The following is an 18,720-nucleotide window of genomic DNA, read 5'->3' as shown; positions in this document are numbered from 1 at the left end:
CACCCCCGCCCCCTCCGGTTAGGCTCTGGCCAGGACGAGCCCGATCCGAGACGTACGCAAGGGGAGGTCACGGACATGACGCCGGGGCGCAGGAGCAGCACCTTCACCCGTCTGCTGCGACACGGCTTCACCGACCCCTCCGCCGCCGAGCGCCTCCTCGACGGCCCCGAGCTGGCCCCCGTCCGCGACGACCCCGTCCTCCTGGAAGCCCTCGGCGCCACCGCCGACCCCGACCTCGCCCTGCACGGCCTGGTCCGCCTCCTGGAGGCCCAGCAGGGGCCCACCGCCCACCGCGAACTGCTGGACACCCTCATCGCGGCCAAACCGCTGCGCGACCGCCTCCTCGGCGTCCTCGGCGCCTCCGCCGCCCTGGCCGACCACCTGGCCCGCCACCCCGGCGACTGGCACGCCCTGGTCACGTACGAGCCGCACGACCTCCACCCCGGCGTCGCGGAGTTCGAGCGCGGCCTGGCCGCGGCCACCGACCCGGTCTCCCTCCGCGTCGCCTACCGCCGCTGCCTGCTCTCCATCGCCGCCCGCGACGTCTGCGGCACCACGGACGTCGCCGAGACCGCCGCGGAACTCGCCGACCTGGCCACCGCCACCCTGCGCACCGCCCTGTCCCTGGCCGCACGCGCCGCCCCCGAGGACGCCGCCGCCTGCCGTCTCGCGGTGATCGCGATGGGCAAGTGCGGCGGCCACGAGCTGAACTACGTCTCCGACGTGGACGTCATCTTCGTGGCGGAGCCGGCGGAGGGCGTCCCCGAGCACAAGGCCCTGCGGTCCGCCACGAAACTCGCCTCCCACCTCATGCGGATCTGCTCCGAGACGACCGTCGAGGGCTCCATCTGGCCGGTGGACGCCAACCTCCGCCCCGAGGGCCGCAACGGCCCCCTCGTGCGCACCCTGAGCAGTCACCTCGCCTACTACCAGCGCTGGGCGAAGACCTGGGAGTTCCAGGCCCTCCTCAAGGCCCGCCCGGTGGCCGGCGACACCGCGCTCGGCGAGGCCTACGTCGACGCGCTCGAACCCCTGGTCTGGAAGGCGGCCGAGCGCGAGAACTTCGTGACGGACGTCCAGAAGATGCGCCGCCGCGTGGTCGAGAACATCCCCGCCGCCGAGATCGAGAGAGAACTCAAGCTGGGCCCCGGCGGCCTCCGCGACGTCGAGTTCGCCGTCCAGCTCCTGCAGCTGGTGCACGGCCGCACCGACCCGAGCCTGCGCAGCGGAACCACCCTGGACGCCCTCCAGGCCCTCGCCGCCGGCGGCTACGTCGGCCGCGAGGACGCCGCCCGCCTGGACGAGGCGTACCGCTTCCTGCGCTCCATGGAGCACCGCATCCAGCTGTACCGGCTGCGCCGCACCCACCTCGTCCCCGAGGCCGAGCCGGACCAGCGCCGCCTCGGTCGCTCCCTGGGCCTGCGCACCGACCCGGTGGCCGAGCTGAACCGCGAGTGGAAGCGGCACACCGGCGTCGTACGCCGGCTGCACGAGAAGCTCTTCTACCGTCCGCTGCTCGACGCGGTCGCCCAGCTCGCCCCCGGCGAGGCCCGGCTGCGCCCCGAGGCGGCCCGCGAACGGCTGGAGGCGCTCGGCTACGCCGACCCGGCCGCCGCCCTGCGCCACCTGGAGGCCCTCGCCTCCGGCGTGACCCGCAAGGCGGCCATCCAGCGCACCCTGCTCCCGGTGCTGCTCGGCTGGTTCGCCGACAGCGCCGACCCGGACGCCGGCCTGCTGAACTTCCGCAAGGTCTCCGACGCGCTCGGCAAGACCCCCTGGTACCTGCGCCTGCTGCGCGACGAGGGCGCGGCGGCCGAGAACCTGGCCCGCGTGCTGTCGGCGGGCCGCCTCGCCCCCGACCTGCTGATGCGCGCCCCCGAGGCGGTCGCCCTCCTCGGCGACGGCACCGGCGCCGGCCCGGCGGCCGTCGGCGGCGGTCTGGCCCCCCGCGACCGGGCCCAGCTGGAGCAGGAGATCCTGGCGGCCGTGGGCCGCGCCGGGAACGCCGCACAGGGCGTCACCGCGGCCCGTGGCGTCCGCCGCCGCGAGCTGTTCCGCACCGCCGCCGCCGACATCGTCGGCTCCTACGGCACCGAGACCAGCCCCGCCGAGGCCGACCAGGGCGCCCTGGTGGACCGGGTCGGCGCGGCCGTCTCCGACCTGACCGCGGCCACCCTCGCCGGCACCCTGCGCGCGGTCGTCCGGGACGGCTGGGGCGACACCCTGCCCACCCGGTTCGCGATCATCGGGATGGGCCGCTTCGGCGGGCACGAGCTGGGGTACGGCTCCGACGCGGACGTGCTGTTCGTGCACGAACCCCGGGACGGCGTCGACGAGCACGAGGCGGCCGCGGCGGCGAACAAGGTCGTCGCCGAGATGCGCCGGCTGCTCCAGCTGCCCAGCGCCGACCCGCCGCTGCTCATCGACGCCGACCTGCGCCCGGAGGGCAAGTCGGGCCCGCTGGTGCGCACCCTGAAGTCGTACGACGCCTACTACCGCCGCTGGTCCCTGGTCTGGGAGTCCCAGGCGCTGCTGCGCGCCGAGCCGGTCGCCGGCGACGAGGACCTGGGCCGGCGGTTCGTGGAACTGATCGACCCGCTGCGCTACCCGGCCAAGGGCCTCGGCGAGGACGCGGTCCGCGAGATCCGCCGGCTGAAGGCCCGCATGGAGTCCGAGCGGCTGCCCCGCGGCGCCGACCCCAAGCTGCACACCAAGCTCGGCCCCGGCGGCCTGTCCGACGTCGAGTGGACCGTGCAGCTGCTCCAGCTCCGGCACGGCCACCGCGTCCCCGGCCTGCGCACCACCCGCACCCGGCAGGCCCTGGCCGCCGCCCGCGAGGCCGGGCTGCTGACCGGGGAGGACACGGAGATCCTGGACGAGGCGTGGGTGCTGGCCACCCGGGTGCGCAACGCGGTGATGCTGGTCCGTGGCCGGGCCGGGGACACCTTCCCGACCGAGCCGCGCGAGCTGGCCGCCGTCGGCCGCTACCTGGGCCACGGCGCCGGGCACGCCGGGGACATGCTGGACGCCTACCGCCGTACCACCCGCCGGGCGCGCACGGTGGTGGAGGAGCTGTTCTACGAGGACAGGGCCTGAGCCGGCGCGGGCGTCCGCGCCGGTACCCGCCGGGGCAGCGCGTGCGGCAGGCTGCCGTACCACACCCGGGCCACCGCGAAGCCGAAGCCCAGGCAGAGCACCCCGCCCACCGCGTCCAGCCAGAAGTGGTTGGCGGTGGCGACGATCACCAGCAGGGTGGCGGCCGGGTACAGCAGCCCCAGCACCCGCACCCACGGCACCGAGGCCAGCGCGAAGATCGTCAGCCCGCACCACAGCGACCAGCCGATGTGCATCGACGGCATCGCCGCGTACTGGTTCGACATGTGCTTGAGGTCGCCCGAGGCCATCGAGCCCCAGGTGTGGTGCACCGTCACGGTGTCCACGAAGTACCCGCCGCGCATCAGCCGGGGCGGCGCGAGCGGGAACAGGTAGTAGCCGGCCAGGGCCACACCCGTGGTCGCGAACAGCACCAACCGGGTGGCCGCGTACCGGCCGGGATGCCACCGGTACAGCCACACCAGCACCCCGATGGTGACGACGAAGTGCAGGGTGGCGTAGTAGTAGTTCATCCCCACGATCAGCCAAGACAACGAGTTGACGGCGTGGTTGACGGACTGCTCGACGGCGACGCCGAGCGTGTGCTCGGTGCGCCAGATCCAGTCCGCGTTGCGCAGCGCCTTGCCCCGCTGCTCCGGTACGGCGTTGCGGATCAGTGAGTACGTCCAGTAACTCACCGCGATCAGAAGGATCTCGAACCACAGACGAGGGCGTCGCGGGCGGCGCAAGCGGATCAGCGGACCGGGTCGGTCCTCGCCCGTGACGGTCCGCGGAACGGCCACCTCCTCGCGCCCTTCCGGCCCTGTCACGGTCGAGTCACTCATAGGCACAGAGTCTGCCAGATGCGGCTTCCTCGGCCGATCATCCCAAGGTTGGGTCCGTAGCGCACCTTCTACGACGCACGGAGGACATGTGGGGCGGAAGCGGTGGAACCGCGCACCACCAGCTCCGGCATGAACACGAACTCGCTGTGCGGGGCCGGCGTCCCGCCGATCTCCTCCAGCAGGGTGCGCACCGCGGCCTGCCCCATCGCCGGAACCGGCTTGCGGACCGTCGTCAGCGGCGGGTCGGTGAAGGCGATCAGCGGGGAGTCGTCGAACCCGACGACGGACACGTCCCGGGGGACCTCCAGGCCCCGCTGCCGGGCCGCTCGTATCGCGCCCAGCGCCATCATGTCGCTGGCGCAGACCACGGCCGTGCAGTCCCGCTCGATCAGCGCCGCCGCCGCCGCCTGGCCCCCCTCCAGCGTGTACAGGGAGTGCTGCACCAGTTCCGTCTCGATGGTCTGCGGGGGCAGCCCCAGCTGGTCGTGGACGGCCCGGACGAAGCCCTCGATCTTGCGCTGGACGGGCACGAAGCGCTTCGGGCCCAGCGCGAGCCCGATCCGGGTGTGCCCCAGCGACACCAGGTGGGTCACCGCGAGTGCCATCGCCGCCCGGTCGTCGGGGGAGATGAACGGCGCCTGCACCTTCGGCGAGAAGCCGTCCACCAGCACGAACGGCACGCCCTGGGCGCGCAGCCGCTCGTAGCGCTGCATGTCGGCGGTGGTGTCCGCGTGCAGCCCGGAGACGTAGATGATCCCGGCGACCCCGCGGTCCACCAGCATCTCGGTCAGCTCGTCCTCCGTGGACCCGCCCGGGGTCTGCGTGGCGAGCACCGGCGTGTAGCCCTGGCGGGTCAGCGCCTGGCCGATGACCTGGGCCAGGGCCGGGAATATCGGGTTCTCCAGCTCCGGCGTGATCAGCCCCACCAGGCCCTCGCTGCGCTGCCGCAGCCGCACCGGGCGCTCGTAGCCGAGCACGTCCAGCGCGGCCAGCACGGACTGGCGGGTGGTGGCGGCGACGCCCGGCTTCCCGTTGAGGACCCGGCTGACGGTCGCTTCGCTCACCCCCGCCTGCGCAGCGATGTCGGCAAGCCGTGTGGTCACGGCACCGGACTGTACCGGTCGTATCTCCCCTTGCACACCGGCCGGACGCCGGGCGCGGGCGGGCGTACGGCCTGCCGTGGGTTGCTGCGTCATCGCGCTCCCTCGGAAATCTGATGGCAAGAGCTTGCAGAGTCTTGCACAAGTGTCGTACTTGCCGCTCAACGCGTCCACTGCCGGGTTGCGGGGCGGTCGACGACCGGTCACGGCCGGGTAACCATCGTGGCGCCTTGCACTTTTTTTCTGCAAGGTCTTTCGCAACGCTTACATCGCTGTTACGTTCCCTGTCGCCCGGCCGCGGCAACGGCGCAGTCGGCAAGTCGCAGAGGCGGACGGGACCGCCCTCTGTACCACTCGGGCTTAACCCTCAAGGAGAACTCATGCGGCGTGGCATAGCGGCCTCCGCGCTGGTGGCGTCCCTCGCCCTGACGGCGACGGCGTGCGGCGGGAGCGACAGCGACAGCGGGAAGTCGGACGGCCCGGTCACCATCACCTGGTGGGACACCTCCAACGCCACCAATGAGGCGCCGACGTACAAGGCCCTGGTCCAGCAGTTCGAGGCCGCCAACAAGAACATCAAGGTCAAGTACGTCAACGTCCCCTTCGACCAGGCGCAGAACAAGTTCGACACCGCGGCCGGCGCCACGGGCGCGCCGGACGTGCTGCGCTCCGAGGTCGGCTGGACCCCGGCCTTCGCCAAGAAGGGCTACTTCCTGCCGCTGGACGGCACCGAGGCCCTCGCCGAGCAGGGCAGTTTCCAGCCGAACCTGATCAAGCAGGCGCAGTACGAGGGCAAGACCTACGGCGTGCCGTTCGTCACCGACACCCTCGCGCTGGTCTACAACAAGGCCCTGTTCAAGAAGGCCGGCATCACCGAGGCTCCCAGGACCTGGGGCGAGCTGAAGGCGGACGCCGCCAAGATCAAGGACAAGGCCAAGGTCGACGGCTACTGGGGCTCCACCCAGGCCTACTACGCCCAGACCTTCCTCTACGGCGAGGGCACCGACACCGTCGACGTCGCCGCCAAGAAGATCACCGTGAACTCGGCCGCCGCCAAGAAGGCCTACGGCACCTGGCTGAGCCTGTTCTCCGGCAAGGGCCTGCACAAGGCCGACGCCACCGCCGACGCGTACGCCCACATCCAGGACGCGTTCGTCAACGGCAAGGTCGCCGCGATCATCCAGGGCCCCTGGGAGATCACGAACTTCTACAAGGGCAGCGCCTTCAAGGACAAGTCGAACCTCGGCATCGCCACCGTCCCGGCCGGCTCCAGCGGCAAGGCGGGCGCCCCGACCGGCGGCCACAACCTCTCGGTCTACGCCGGATCCGACAAGGCCCACCAGCAGGCGGCCCTGAAGTTCGTGAACTTCATGACCTCGGCGCAGGCCCAGGAGACCATCGCGCTGAAGAACTCCACCCTGCCCACCCGCTCCGACGCCTACACCGGCAAGGTCAAGGCCGACCCGGGCATCGCCGGCTACCAGGGCGTCCTGGCCGCCGCGCAGCCCCGCCCGGCGCTGCCCGAGTACAGCTCCCTGTGGGGCCCGCTCGACACCGAGCTGCCCAAGATCGCCAGTGGCAAGGAGTCGCTGGACAAGGGCCTGGGCAACGCCGAGCTGGCCATCTCCAAGCTGGTCGACGGCTTCAGCAAGTGAGTCCGCGTGGCCGTCGGATCCTCCCTGTGTGAGCAGGGGGGGGAAGGATCCGGCGGCCACCGCCTGTGCCCAGCCCAACCCCTTGATCGTTTGAAGGTGTCGAACCATGACAGTCGCCATCGACCGCGCGACCGGCAAGCGCCGCGGTGACCGCGCGCCTCGTCCCGGGCTGGGGCAGCGCGTCCGAAACGGCCTCCAGAAGTACTGGTACGCCTACGCGATGATCGCCCCGGTGGTCGTCGTGCTCGGCGTCCTCGTGGGCTACCCGCTGGTGCGGGGCTTCTACCTCACCCTCACCGACGCCAACAGCCTCAACTCGGCGCGCACGATCGGCGTCAACCACATCGACGCCACCTACAAGTTCATCGGTCTGGACAACTACCAGGACATCCTGTTCGGCCCGACGGCGTACGACCGGTTCTGGTCGCACTTCCTGTGGACCGTGTTCTGGACGGTGGCCTGTGTGGCCCTGCACTACGCCATCGGCCTCGGCCTCGCGCTCATGCTCAACCAGAAGCTGCGCGGCCGTACCGTCTACCGGCTGCTGCTCGTCCTGCCCTGGGCCGTGCCGACCTTCGTCACCGTCTTCTCCTGGCGGATCATGCTCGCCGACTCCGGCGTCCTCAACCAGATGCTCGGCAGCCTCCACCTGCCCCAGCCGGAGTGGCTGGAGGACACCTTCTGGCAGCGGTTCTCCGCGATCATGGTCAACACCTGGTGCGGTGTGCCGTTCATGATGCTGTCCCTGCTCGGCGGCCTGCAGTCCATCGACTCCTCGCTCTACGAGGCGGCCGAGATGGACGGCGCCACCGCCTGGCAGCGGTTCCGGCACGTCACCCTGCCCGGGCTGCGTTCGGTCAGCTCCACCGTCGTGCTGCTCGGCATCATCTGGACCTTCAACCAGTTCGTGATCATCTTCCTGCTGTTCGGCAAGAACTCCGCGCCGGACGCCCAGATCCTCGTCACCTGGGCCTACGCACTGGGCTTCGGCCAGCAGCCGCGCGACTTCGCCCAGTCCGCCGCGTACGGCGTGCTGCTGCTGTCGATCCTGACCGTCTTCACCTCCTTCTACTTCCGCTGGCTGAAGCGCAATGACCAGCTCGCCGTCTGACGCCGCAGGAGCCGCCGCCATGAGCACCACGACCCTGGACAAGACCGAGACCGCCCCGGCCCCCGCACCCGCGCCCCGGCGCCGCGTCCGCCGGCGCGGCGAGCGAGGCCCGGCCGGCGCCGCCCTGCTGCACGGCGGCCTCGTCCTGGCGAGCCTGATCGCCCTGGCCCCGGTGGCCTGGCTGTTCTACCTGTCCCTCGGCCCGGACAAGGAGGACTACCTGCACCCGGGCGGGATCGCGGGCAAGGCGACGTTCTCCAACTACAGCTTCGTGCTGGAGCACACCGGGTTCCTCGACTGGTTCAAGTCGACGATGATCGTGGCCCTCGGCACCACCCTCGTCGGTGTCCTGGTCGCCGCCACCACCGGCTACGCGGTCTCCCGCATGCGCTTCCCCGGCTACAAGCAGCTGATGTGGGTCCTGCTGCTCACCCAGGCCTTCCCGATCGCCGTCCTGATCGTGCCGATGTACGAGATCTTCAGCGAACTCGGCCTCATCGACACCTACTGGGCGCTGATCCTCGTCAACTGCACCACCGCCGTGCCGTACAGCGCCTGGCTGCTCAAGGGGTACTTCGACACCATCCCCTTCGAGATCGACGAGGCCGGACGCGTGGACGGGCTGAGCCCCTTCGGCACCTTTTTCCGGCTCATCCTCCCGCTGGCCCGCCCGGGCCTGGCGGTGGCCGCGTTCTACAACTTCATCACCGCCGTCGGCGAGGTCGCCTTCGCGACCACCTTCCTGCTGGACGACTCCAAGTACACCTTCGCCGTCGGCCTGCAGACCTTCGTGAGCGAGCACGACGCCCAGTGGAACTACATGGCCGCCACCGCGGTGCTGATCGCGATACCCGTGACGGTGTTCTTCTACCTCGTGCAGAAGAACCTCGTCACCGGTCTCACCGCCGGCGGCACCAAGGGCTGAGGCCCGACCCAGACCAGGCGGGCCGCCGTGCCCTCCCCCAGCTCTCGGCTTCGCTCGAGCCGGGGGGACCCCCAGACTCCGCTGTCACCGCGGCCCGCCTCAAGTCCCCCCGGCCGTCGCCGTACCCACCGCCTGACCACCATGCCCCAGTTACGTACCAAGGACGCCATGAGCCAGCAGCACTCCGCCGCACCGGCCCGCCACTCCGCCGTCGCCACCGTCGCCGACCGCCGCGACTGGTGGCGGGACGCGGTCATCTACCAGGTCTATCCGCGCAGCTTCGCCGACAGCAACGGCGACGGCATGGGCGACCTGGAGGGTGTCCGCTCCCGCCTGCCCTACCTGCGTGACCTCGGCGTCGACGCCGTGTGGCTCAGCCCCTTCTACGCCTCCCCGCAGGCCGACGCCGGCTACGACGTCGCCGACTACCGTGCCGTGGACCCGATGTTCGGCTCCCTGCTGGACGCCGACGCGCTGATCCGGGACGCCCACGCGCACGGCCTGCGCATCATCGTGGACCTCGTCCCCAACCACTCCTCCGACCAGCACGAGTGGTTCAAGCGCGCCCTCGCGGAGGGCCCCGGCTCCCCGCTGCGCGAGCGCTACCACTTCCGCCCCGGCAAGGGGAAGAACGGCCAACTCCCGCCCAACGACTGGGAGTCCATCTTCGGCGGCCCGGCCTGGACCAGGGTCACGGAACCCGACGGCACGCCCGGCGAGTGGTACCTGCACCTCTTCGCCCCCGAGCAGCCCGACTTCAACTGGGAACACCCGGCCGTCGGCGACGAGTTCCGCTCCATCCTGCGGTTCTGGCTGGACATGGGCGTGGACGGCTTCCGCATCGACGTCGCCCACGGACTGGTCAAGGCCGAGGGCCTGCCCGACCTCGGCTCCCACGACCAGCTCAAGCTGCTGGGCAACGATGTCATGCCGTTCTTCGACCAGGACGGCGTGCACGCGATCTACCGCCAGTGGCGCACGATCCTCGACGAGTATGCGGGCGAGCGCATCTTTGTGGCCGAGGCCTGGACCCCGACCGTCGAGCGCACCGCCAACTACGTCCGCCCCGACGAGCTCCACCAGGCCTTCAACTTCCAGTACCTGGCCACGGAGTGGGACGCGGCCGAGCTGCGCGGGGTGATCGACCGCACCCTGGAGGCCATGCGCCCGGTCGGTGCCCCCGCCACCTGGGTGCTGTCCAACCACGACGTCACCCGGCACGCCACCCGCTTCGCCAACCCGCCCGGCCTCGGCACCCAGATCCGCACGGCGGGCGACCGGGAACTGGGCCTGCGCCGCGCCCGGGCGGCCACCCTGCTGATGCTGGCGCTGCCCGGCTCGGCGTACGTCTACCAGGGCGAGGAACTCGGCCTGCCGGACGTCGTGGACCTGCCCGACGAGGTGCGCCAGGACCCGGCGTACTTCCGGGGCGCCGGTCAGGACGGCTTCCGCGACGGCTGCCGGGTGCCGATCCCGTGGACCCGCGAGGGCTCGTCCTACGGCTTCGGCAGCGGCGGCAGCTGGCTCCCGCAGCCGGCGGGCTGGGCCGAGCTGAGCGTGGAGGCGCAGACGGGCGTGGCCGGCTCGACGCTGGAGCTGTACCGGGCCGCGCTGCGGGCGCGCCGCGCGCACCCGGACCTGGGCGCCGGTGACGCGGTGGAGTGGCTGCGCTCTCCCGAGGGCGTGCTGGCCTTCCGGCGCGGCGGCTTCGTGTGTGTCGCGAACACCACGGGCGAGTCGGTGACGACCCCGGCGTACGGCCGTGTGCTGCTCACCAGCGAGGAGATCGCCGAGACCGGCGGCGAGGCGAAGGTGCCCGCCGACACCACCGTGTGGTGGACGACGGCGGACTGAGACCCGGGCTACCACCGGACTGAGGCCTCGTCTGAAAGTTCTTGCATCAACTTCACAACGGCCCGCTGCCTTTCGGGCAGCGGGCCTTTAACATCTGCGTCACCGCAAGTTTGCTGAAAGATTTCAGCAAGCGCCTGCAGCGGTCCTTGCCTTCAACGTCGAAGGAACCCCACATGGCACGCAGAACCCTCCCCATGGCGGCCGCCCTCACGGCCGCCGCTCTGGTTGGCATGACCCCGACTACCGCCGAGGCCTCCCCGCCCGGCACCAAGGACGTCACCGCCGTTCTCTTCGAGTGGAACTACGCCTCGGTGGCCAAGGAGTGCACCAACACCCTCGGCCCCGCCGGGTACGGCTACGTCCAGGTCTCCCCACCCGCCGAGCACATACAGGGCTCCCAGTGGTGGACGTCGTACCAGCCGGTGTCGTACAGGATCGCGGGCCGCCTCGGCGACCGCACGGCGTTCCGGAACATGGTGAACGCCTGCCACGCGGCCGGTGTGAAGGTCGTCGCCGACACGGTGGTCAACCACATGTCGGCGGGCAGCGGCACCGGCACCGGCGGCTCGTCGTACACGAAGTACGACTACCCGGGCCTGTACTCCTCCTACGACTTCGACGACTGCACCTCCCAGGTGTCGAACTACTCCGACCGCTGGAACGTGCAGCACTGCGAACTCGTCGGCCTCGCCGACCTGGACACCGGCGAGGAGTACGTCCGCAAGACGATCGCCGGCTACATGAACGACCTGCTCAGCCTCGGTGTCGACGGCTTCCGCATCGACGCGGCCAAGCACATCCCCGCCGACGACCTCGCCAACATCAAGAGCCGCCTGACCAACCCGTCGGTCTACTGGAAGCAGGAGATGATCTACGGCGCGGGCGAGGCCGTGCAGCCCTCCGAGTACACCGGCGACGGAGACGTCCAGGAGTTCCGCTACGCCTACGACCTCAAGCGCGTCTTCACCAGCGAGAAGCTCGCGTACCTCACCAACTACGGCGAGGGCTGGGGCTACCTGAACGGCTCGGTCGCCGGTGTCTTCGTGGACAACCACGACACCGAGCGCAACGGCAGCACGCTGAACTACAAGAGCGGCGCCGACTACACGCTGGCCAACGTCTTCATGCTGGCCTGGCCCTACGGTGCCCCCGACGTCAACTCCGGCTACGAGTGGTCGGACCCCGACGCCGGACCGCCGGGCGGCGGCCAGGTGAACGCCTGCTGGCAGGAGGGCTGGAAGTGCCAGCACGCCTGGCCGGAGATCAGGTCCATGGTCGCCTTCCGCAACGCCACCCGGGGGCAGGCGGTCACCAACTGGTGGGACAACGGCAACGACGCGATCGCGTTCGGCCGGGGCGGCAAGGGCTACGTGGCGATCAACCACGAGTCCTCGTCGCTGACCCGCACCTACCAGACGTCCCTGTCCGCCGGGACGTACTGCAACGTCCAGAACAACACCACGGTGACCGTGAACTCCAGCGGACAGTTCACCGCCACCCTCGGCTCGAACACCGCCCTGGCGCTCTACGCCGGCAAGTCGAGCTGCTGAACGGCCTTCCTGACGGAGCGTGAAACCTCGTCCGGGGGTTTCACGCCCTTGCTGCAAGTTCCAGCCGCAATCCCTAGGAGTCACGACCCGTGATACCGAGATGGCCGGCGCCGCGCACGCGCCGTACGCCGCATCGCAGAAGAAGGGCCGCCGCCCTCACCGGCCTGGCCCTCGCCGGCGCCCTGATCCAGGTACCGGCGGCCCGGGCCGCCACCCCGCCCGCACCCCCCTCGGACGCGAAGCTCGCCGCCGTGCCCGCCCGGCACGACGACACCCGCGAGCAGTTCTACTTCGTTCTGCCGGACCGGTTCGCCAACGGGGACACCTCGAACGACCGGGGCGGACTGACCGGCTCCCGGCTCAGCACCGGCTACGACCCCACCGACAAGGGCTTCTACCAGGGCGGCGACCTCAAGGGCCTGACCGGGAAGCTCGACTACATCAAGGGGCTCGGCACCACGGCCATCTGGCTGGCCCCCATCTTCAGGAACCGCCCCGTGCAGGGCACCGGCAGCAACGCCTCCGCCGGCTACCACGGTTACTGGATCACCGACTTCACCCAGGTCGACCCGCACTTCGGTACCAACCAGGACCTCAGGACCCTCATCTCCAAGGCGCACGCCAAGGGCATGAAGGTCTTCTTCGACGTCATCACCAACCACACCGCCGACGTCGTCGACTACGAGGAGAAGTCCTACGACTACCTGTCCAAGGGCGCCTTCCCGTACCTGACGAAGGACGGCAGGCCCTTCGACGACGCCGACTACGCGGACGGCGGCCGCGCGTTCCCGGCCGTCGACGCCGGCTCCTTCCCGTACACCCCGAAGGCCGCCGGCAGGAACAAGGTCCCGGCCTGGCTCAACGACCCGACGATGTACCACAACCGGGGCGACTCGACGTACGCCGGCGAGTCCACGACCTACGGCGACTTCTCCGGACTGGACGACCTGTGGACCGAGCGTCCCGAGGTCGTGCACGGCATGGAGAAGATCTACGAGCGGTGGGTGAGGGACTTCGCCGTCGACGGCTTCCGGATCGACACCGTCAAGCACGTGAACATGGAGTTCTGGACCCAGTGGGCGACCGCACTGGACCGGTACGCGGCCGGGCGCGGGCGGAAGAACTTCTTCATGTTCGGCGAGGTCTACTCCGCCGACACCGCCGTCACCTCCCCGTACGTCACCCGGGGCCGGCTCGACGCGACCCTCGACTTCCCCTTCCAGGACGCGGCCCGCGCCTACGCCTCCCAGGGCGGCAGCGCGCGGAAACTGGCGAGCGTCTTCGGTGACGACTACCGGTACACCACCGACAAGGCCAACGCGTACGAGCAGGTCACCTTCCTCGGCAACCACGACATGGGCCGCATCGGGTACTTCCTGAAGCAGGACGACCCGAAGGCCACCGATGCCGAGATCCTGCGCAAGGACAGGCTCGCCAACGAGCTGATGTTCCTCAACCGCGGCAACCCGGTCGTCTACTACGGCGACGAACAGGGCTTCACCGGCTCCGGCGGCGACAAGGACGCCCGCCAGACCATGTTCGCCTCCAAGGTCGCCGACTACCTGGACGACGACGAGATCGGCACCGACCGCACCCACGCCGACGCCGCCTACGACACCGGGGCCCCGCTGTACCGGCAGATCGCCGCGCTCGCCGCGCTGCGCAGGGCCAACCCGGCCCTGACCGACGGAGTGCAGACCGAGCGGTACGCGGCCGACGGCGCCGGGATCTACGCCGTCACCCGCACCGACGCCCGCAGTGGCCAGGAGTACGTCGTCGCCTTCAACAACGCCGGCGAGGAGAGGACGGCGACCTTCGCGACCGGATCGGCGGACATGGCCTACCGGGGCGTCTACGGGGCCGGCGGCACCGTGCGGTCCGACGGCGACAAGAAGGTCACCGTCACCGTCCCGGCCGGCTCCGCCGTCGTCTACAAGGCCGCCGGCACCCTCGCCGCGCCCGCTGCCGAGCCGCGGATCACCCTGACCGCGCCGCCCGCCGGAGCCACCGGCACGGCCGTCGTCAAGGCCGGCGTCGACGGCGGACAGCTCAACCGGGTCGTCTTCGCCGCCCAGGTGGGCAACGGCACGTGGCAGACGCTCGGCTCCGCCGACCACGCCCCCTACCAGGTCACCCAGACCCTCGGCCGGGACGTACCCGCCGGCACCGCCCTGCGCTACAAGGCCGTCGTCGTCGACTCCGCCGGGCACACCGCGAGCGCCACGGCGAGCAGCACCACCGGCACCCCGCCCGCGCCCGAGGTGCCCACGGCCTCCTCCCGGGACTACGCGGTCGTCCACTACAAGCGCACCGACGGCGACTACGCCGACTGGGGCCTGTACGCCTGGGGCGACCTCGCCGACGGCGAGGCCACGAACTGGCCCGCCAGCCACCCCTTCACCGGCCGCGACGCCTACGGCGCCTTCGCCTACGTCAAGCTCAGGCCCGGCGCCTCGAACGTCGGCTTCCTGGTCATCGACAAGGACGGCACCAAGGACGTCTCCGCCGACCGGTCGATCGACGTCACCCGGACGGGTGAGGTGTGGATCGAGCAGGGCAAGGCCGACGTACGGACGGAACGGCCCGACCACCCCGCCCAGGACACGACCAAGGCGGTCCTGCACTACCACCGGGCCGACGGGAACTACGACGGCTGGGGCCTGCACGTCTGGACGGGTGCCGCGAACCCCACCGACTGGCCGAACCCGCTGAAGCCGGTGAAGACTGACACGTATGGCGCGGTCTTCGAGGTGCCGCTCACCGCGGGTGCCACCAGTCTCAGCTACATCCTCCACAAGGGCGACGAGAAGGACCTCCCGGCCGACCAGTCCCTGGACCTCAAGGCAGACGGCCACGAGGTGTGGCTGGTGAACGGCGAGGAGGAGCACCTGCTGCCCCAGCCGGCCGGCAGCGCCGCCGCCCTCGACCCGGCCACCTCCAAGGCGGTCTGGATCGACCGGAACACCCTCGTCTGGAACGGCGTCGAAGGCGCCGCCTCCACGCAGCTGCTGTCCTCCCGCGACGGTTCGATCACCGTCAAGGACGGGACGCTGACCAGCGACGACGAGCGCTGGATCCGGCTCGCGAAGACGACCCTGACCGATGCGCAGAAGGCGCGGTTCCCGCACCTGAAGGACTACACCGCCTGGTCCGTCGACCCGCGCGACCGGGACCGGGTGCGGGCGGCGCTCAAGGGCCAGCTGGTCGCCTCGCAGCGCGCCGCCAACGGAGCCGTGCTGGCCGCGACCGGCGTGCAGATCGCCGGCGTGCTCGACGACCTCTACCCCGGCGCGACCAGGGCGAAGCTCGGCCCGGTGTTCCACGACGGCAAGCCCACGCTGGCCGTCTGGGCGCCCACGGCCCAGAGCGTCGCGCTGGAGCTGAACGGCTCGACCGTGGCGATGCACCGCGACGACACCACCGGCGTCTGGTCCGTCACCGGCCCCGCGTCCTGGACGGGCAAGCCCTACCGGTACGTCGTGAAGGTGTGGGCGCCCAGCGTCCGCAAGGTGGTCACCAACAAGGTCACCGACCCGTACTCGGTCGCCCTCACCGCGAACTCCGGGCGCAGCCTGGTCGTGGACCTGAACGACCGGTCCCTCGCACCGGCCGGCTGGACCACGCTGCGCAAGCCCAAGGCCGTACCGCTGAAGGACGCGCAGATCCAGGAGCTGCACGTCCGGGACTTCTCGGTCGCGGACCGCACCTCCCGGCACCCGGGCACCTACCTGGCGTTCGCCGACAGGAACAGCGACGGCTCCAGGCACCTGCGCGCGCTGGCCGGGGCCGGGACGTCGTACGTCCACCTGCTGCCCGCCTTCGACATCGCCACGATCCCCGAGAAGAAGGCCGACCAGGCGACCACGGACTGCGACCTGGCCTCCTACCCGGCCGACTCCGACCGGCAGCAGGAGTGCGTGGCGAAGATCGCCGCCAAGGACGCCTACAACTGGGGCTACGACCCGTACCACTACACGGTCCCCGAGGGCTCCTACGCCACCGACCCGGACGGCACCGCCCGTACGGTCCAGTTCCGCAGGATGGTGCAGGCGCTGAACCAGGACGGCCTCAGGGTCGTCATGGACGTCGTCTACAACCACACGGCGGCCGCCGGTCAGGCGGACACCTCCGTCCTCGACCGGATCGTGCCCGGCTACTACCAGCGGCTCCTCGCCGACGGCTCGGTGGCCAACAGCACCTGCTGCGCCAACACCGCGCCCGAGAACGCGATGATGGGCAAGCTGGTCGTGGACTCGATCGTCACCTGGGCGAAGCAGTACAAGGTCGACGGGTTCCGCTTCGACCTCATGGGCCACCACCCGAAGGCCAACATCCTGGCCGTGCGCAAGGCGCTGGACGCGCTGACCCCGGAGAAGGACGGCGTCGACGGCAAGAAGATCATCCTGTACGGCGAGGGCTGGAACTTCGGCGAGGTCGCGAACGACGCCCGGTTCGTGCAGGCCACGCAGGCGAACATGGCCGGCACCGGCATCGCCACCTTCTCCGACCGGGCCCGTGACGCGGTGCGCGGCGGCGGCCCCTTCGACGAGGACCCCGGCGTCCAGGGCTTCGCGTCCGGGCTCTACACCGACCCCAACTCCTCCACGGCCAACGGCACGAAGGAGGAGCAGAAGGCCCGCCTCCTGCACTACCAGGACCTGATCAAGGTCGGTCTCACCGGCAACCTCGCCAAGTACCGCTTCACCGCCACCGACGGCAAGGAGGTCACCGGCGCCGAGATCGACTACAACGGCTCGCCCGCCGGCTACGCGGACGCGCCCGGCGACGCCCTCGCCTACGTGGACGCGCACGACAACGAGTCGCTGTTCGACGCGCTGGCCTACAAGCTGCCGAAGGACACCTCCGCGTCCGACCGGTCCCGGATGCAGGTCCTGGCGATGGCCACCGCCGCCCTCTCGCAGGGGCCGGCCCTCTCCCAGGCCGGCACCGACCTGCTGCGCTCGAAGTCCCTGGACCGCAACTCCTTCGACAGCGGGGACTGGTTCAACGCCATCCACTGGAACTGCGCCGACGGCAACGGCTTCGGGCGCGGGTTGCCGCCGAAAGCGGACAACGGGTCCAAGTGGGACTACGCCAGGCCGCTGCTGAGCACGGTCGAGGTGGGCTGCCCGCAGATCACCGGGGCCTCGGCCGCCTACCGGGACCTGCTGAGGATCCGCACGACCGAGAAGGCGTTCTCGCTCGGCACGGCCGCGCGGGTGCAGGACCGGATGTCCTTCCCGCTGTCCGGCACGGACGAGACGCCCGGCGTGATCACGATGAAGCTCGGCGACCTGGTCGTCGTCTTCAACGCCACCCCCGAGCAGCAGGAACAGAAGATCGCCGCCCTCGCCGGCACGCACTACCGGCTGCACCCCGTACAGGCCGCCGGTGCCGACACGGTGGTGAAGACCTCCGCCTACGCGGCCGGCTCGGGCACGTTCACCGTCCCGGCACGGACCGTCGCGGTGTTCACACGGGAGGGGAAGTAGGGTCGGAGCCGTTGTCGTAGAACGGGAGTTCCCATGCCGCAGATCACCGTCGACTACTCGTCGCCCGTGGAGGACGGCTTCGACCGGGAGGGCTTCGCGCGGGCGCTGCACGGGGCGACCGTCGAGATCGCCGGGGCGAGGCCCGAGGCGTGCAAGACGCTGTTCCGGTACAGCGACGGGCGCGCGTTCGGTTACGAGGACGCCGAGCGGCACGCCGTCTTCCACGTGACCGTCGGGCTCCTCGCCGGACGCAGCGACGAGACGAAGGCGAGGCTGACGGAGAGGACGCTGGAACTGCTCCGCGCGTGTGTGGCACCCCAGGACGGGGTCACCCTGCACGCCTCGGCCGAGGTCCGCGACCTCGACCCGTCCTACCGCACGTACGAGGGTCAGTAACCCAGGGCGACCAGCCGGCCGACGAGCTCCGCGAAGGGGCCGTCGGCCGGTTCGTCCTTCGCCATCGTGCGCAGCAGCTCGGCCATGTCCGCGTCGTGGGCAGCGCCGACGGCGGCCAGCGCGGCGAAGTCGTGCACGAGCTGGAGCTCCAGTTCGGCGCGGGGCACGCGCCGGCCGTCCAGCCAGAGCAGCGCCGTGGACTCGGCGAGCGATATCCAGGAGCGGACCACCAGCTCCAGGCGCGGGGACGCCTCGGTGACGCCCAGGTGCGACAACATCTGGTCGTACGCGGCCTGCCGTACGGAGTCGATGAGCGCGTTCGTGGTGGAGGAGCCGACGGCCGGGCCGCCGCGCATCAGGGCCGAGAAACCGGGGCCGTGTTCGTCGACGAAGTCGAAGTAGCGGCTCATCACCCGCAGCAGCCGGGCGCCGAGCGGGCCCTCGCGCGGCTCGGCGAAACGGCTCGCGAGATCCTCCGAGGCACGCTTCAACGCGGCCTCGTACAGGCTGAGTTTGCCGGGGAAGTAGTGGTAGACGAGCGGGCGTGAGATGCCCGCCGCCGTGGCGATCTCGTCGATGGAGACCTCGTCGGGCGAGCGTCGGCTGAACAGGTCGAGGGCGACACCGATCAGCTGCTGCCGCCGCTCCTCGACGCCCATCCTGCGGCGAACCCCGGTACTCATGCGAACACTTTACCGA

General features: G+C 70.8%; 11 protein-coding genes. 8 read left to right on the top strand and 3 right to left on the bottom strand.

Going from position 1 to position 18,720, the window contains the following annotated elements; genetic code table 11:
• Positions 1-75: 75 nt before the first annotated feature.
• A complete protein-coding gene (locus tag S1361_RS12280; protein WP_208031890.1) occupies positions 76-3,096 on the top strand; it encodes a bifunctional [glutamine synthetase] adenylyltransferase/[glutamine synthetase]-adenylyl-L-tyrosine phosphorylase in 3,021 nt (1,006 codons plus the stop codon).
• Here the strand turns inward: S1361_RS12280 and S1361_RS12275 are convergent.
• Together S1361_RS12275 and S1361_RS12270 are read right to left on the bottom strand one after the other, a co-directional pair.
• A complete protein-coding gene (locus S1361_RS12275; protein WP_208031889.1) occupies positions 3,078-3,938 on the bottom strand; it encodes a phosphatase PAP2 family protein in 861 nt (286 codons plus the stop codon). The two genes, S1361_RS12280 and S1361_RS12275, sit on opposite strands and share 19 nt — an antisense overlap.
• Before the next feature lie 68 nt (positions 3,939-4,006).
• Entirely contained in the window at positions 4,007-5,041 is a 1,035-nt protein-coding gene (locus tag S1361_RS12270) for a LacI family DNA-binding transcriptional regulator (RefSeq protein WP_279577610.1), read from the bottom strand.
• Between the two features lie 377 nt (positions 5,042-5,418).
• On the opposite strand from S1361_RS12270, the gene S1361_RS12265 reads away from it, so the two are divergent.
• The 7 genes from S1361_RS12265 to S1361_RS12235 all read left to right on the top strand — a co-directional run bounded on the left by S1361_RS12265 (position 5,419) and on the right by S1361_RS12235 (position 18,021).
• Positions 5,419-6,693: an extracellular solute-binding protein gene (locus S1361_RS12265; RefSeq protein ID WP_208031887.1), complete on the top strand. Its 1,275-nt coding sequence runs from the start codon at positions 5,419-5,421 to the stop codon at positions 6,691-6,693.
• Positions 6,694-6,799: 106 nt separating this feature from the next.
• Complete coding sequence (locus S1361_RS12260; protein ID WP_208031886.1) at positions 6,800-7,804, top strand: carbohydrate ABC transporter permease; 1,005 nt, start codon at positions 6,800-6,802, stop codon at positions 7,802-7,804.
• 19 nt (positions 7,805-7,823) lie between these two features.
• Positions 7,824-8,729, top strand: a complete 906-nt coding sequence (locus tag S1361_RS12255; protein WP_208031885.1) for a sugar ABC transporter permease — start codon at positions 7,824-7,826, stop codon at positions 8,727-8,729.
• A gap of 168 nt (positions 8,730-8,897) precedes the next feature.
• On the top strand, positions 8,898-10,583 hold the full coding sequence (locus tag S1361_RS12250) for a glycoside hydrolase family 13 protein (protein ID WP_208031884.1): 1,686 nt from the start codon (positions 8,898-8,900) through the stop codon (positions 10,581-10,583).
• 173 nt (positions 10,584-10,756) lie between these two features.
• Complete coding sequence (locus S1361_RS12245; RefSeq protein ID WP_208031883.1) at positions 10,757-12,133, top strand: alpha-amylase; 1,377 nt, start codon at positions 10,757-10,759, stop codon at positions 12,131-12,133.
• 89 nt (positions 12,134-12,222) lie between these two features.
• Positions 12,223-17,625, top strand: coding sequence for a pullulanase-type alpha-1,6-glucosidase (pulA, locus tag S1361_RS12240; RefSeq protein WP_208031882.1), 5,403 nt, complete (start codon positions 12,223-12,225; stop codon positions 17,623-17,625).
• A gap of 33 nt (positions 17,626-17,658) precedes the next feature.
• Entirely contained in the window at positions 17,659-18,021 is a 363-nt protein-coding gene (locus tag S1361_RS12235; RefSeq protein WP_208031881.1) for a 5-carboxymethyl-2-hydroxymuconate Delta-isomerase, read from the top strand.
• On the opposite strand, the gene S1361_RS12230 is transcribed toward S1361_RS12235, so the two are convergent.
• Positions 18,015-18,704, bottom strand: a complete 690-nt coding sequence (locus S1361_RS12230; RefSeq protein WP_208031880.1) for a TetR/AcrR family transcriptional regulator — start codon at positions 18,702-18,704, stop codon at positions 18,015-18,017. The two genes, S1361_RS12235 and S1361_RS12230, sit on opposite strands and share 7 nt — an antisense overlap.
• Between the last annotated feature and the right edge of the window lie 16 nt (positions 18,705-18,720).

The sequence above is a fragment of the Streptomyces cyanogenus genome (assembly GCF_017526105.1).
In the GTDB taxonomy this organism is placed as follows: domain Bacteria; phylum Actinomycetota; class Actinomycetes; order Streptomycetales; family Streptomycetaceae; genus Streptomyces; species Streptomyces cyanogenus.
The sequence above is the reverse complement of the archived record's forward strand: the minus strand, read 5'-3'. Positions and strand labels throughout refer to the sequence as shown.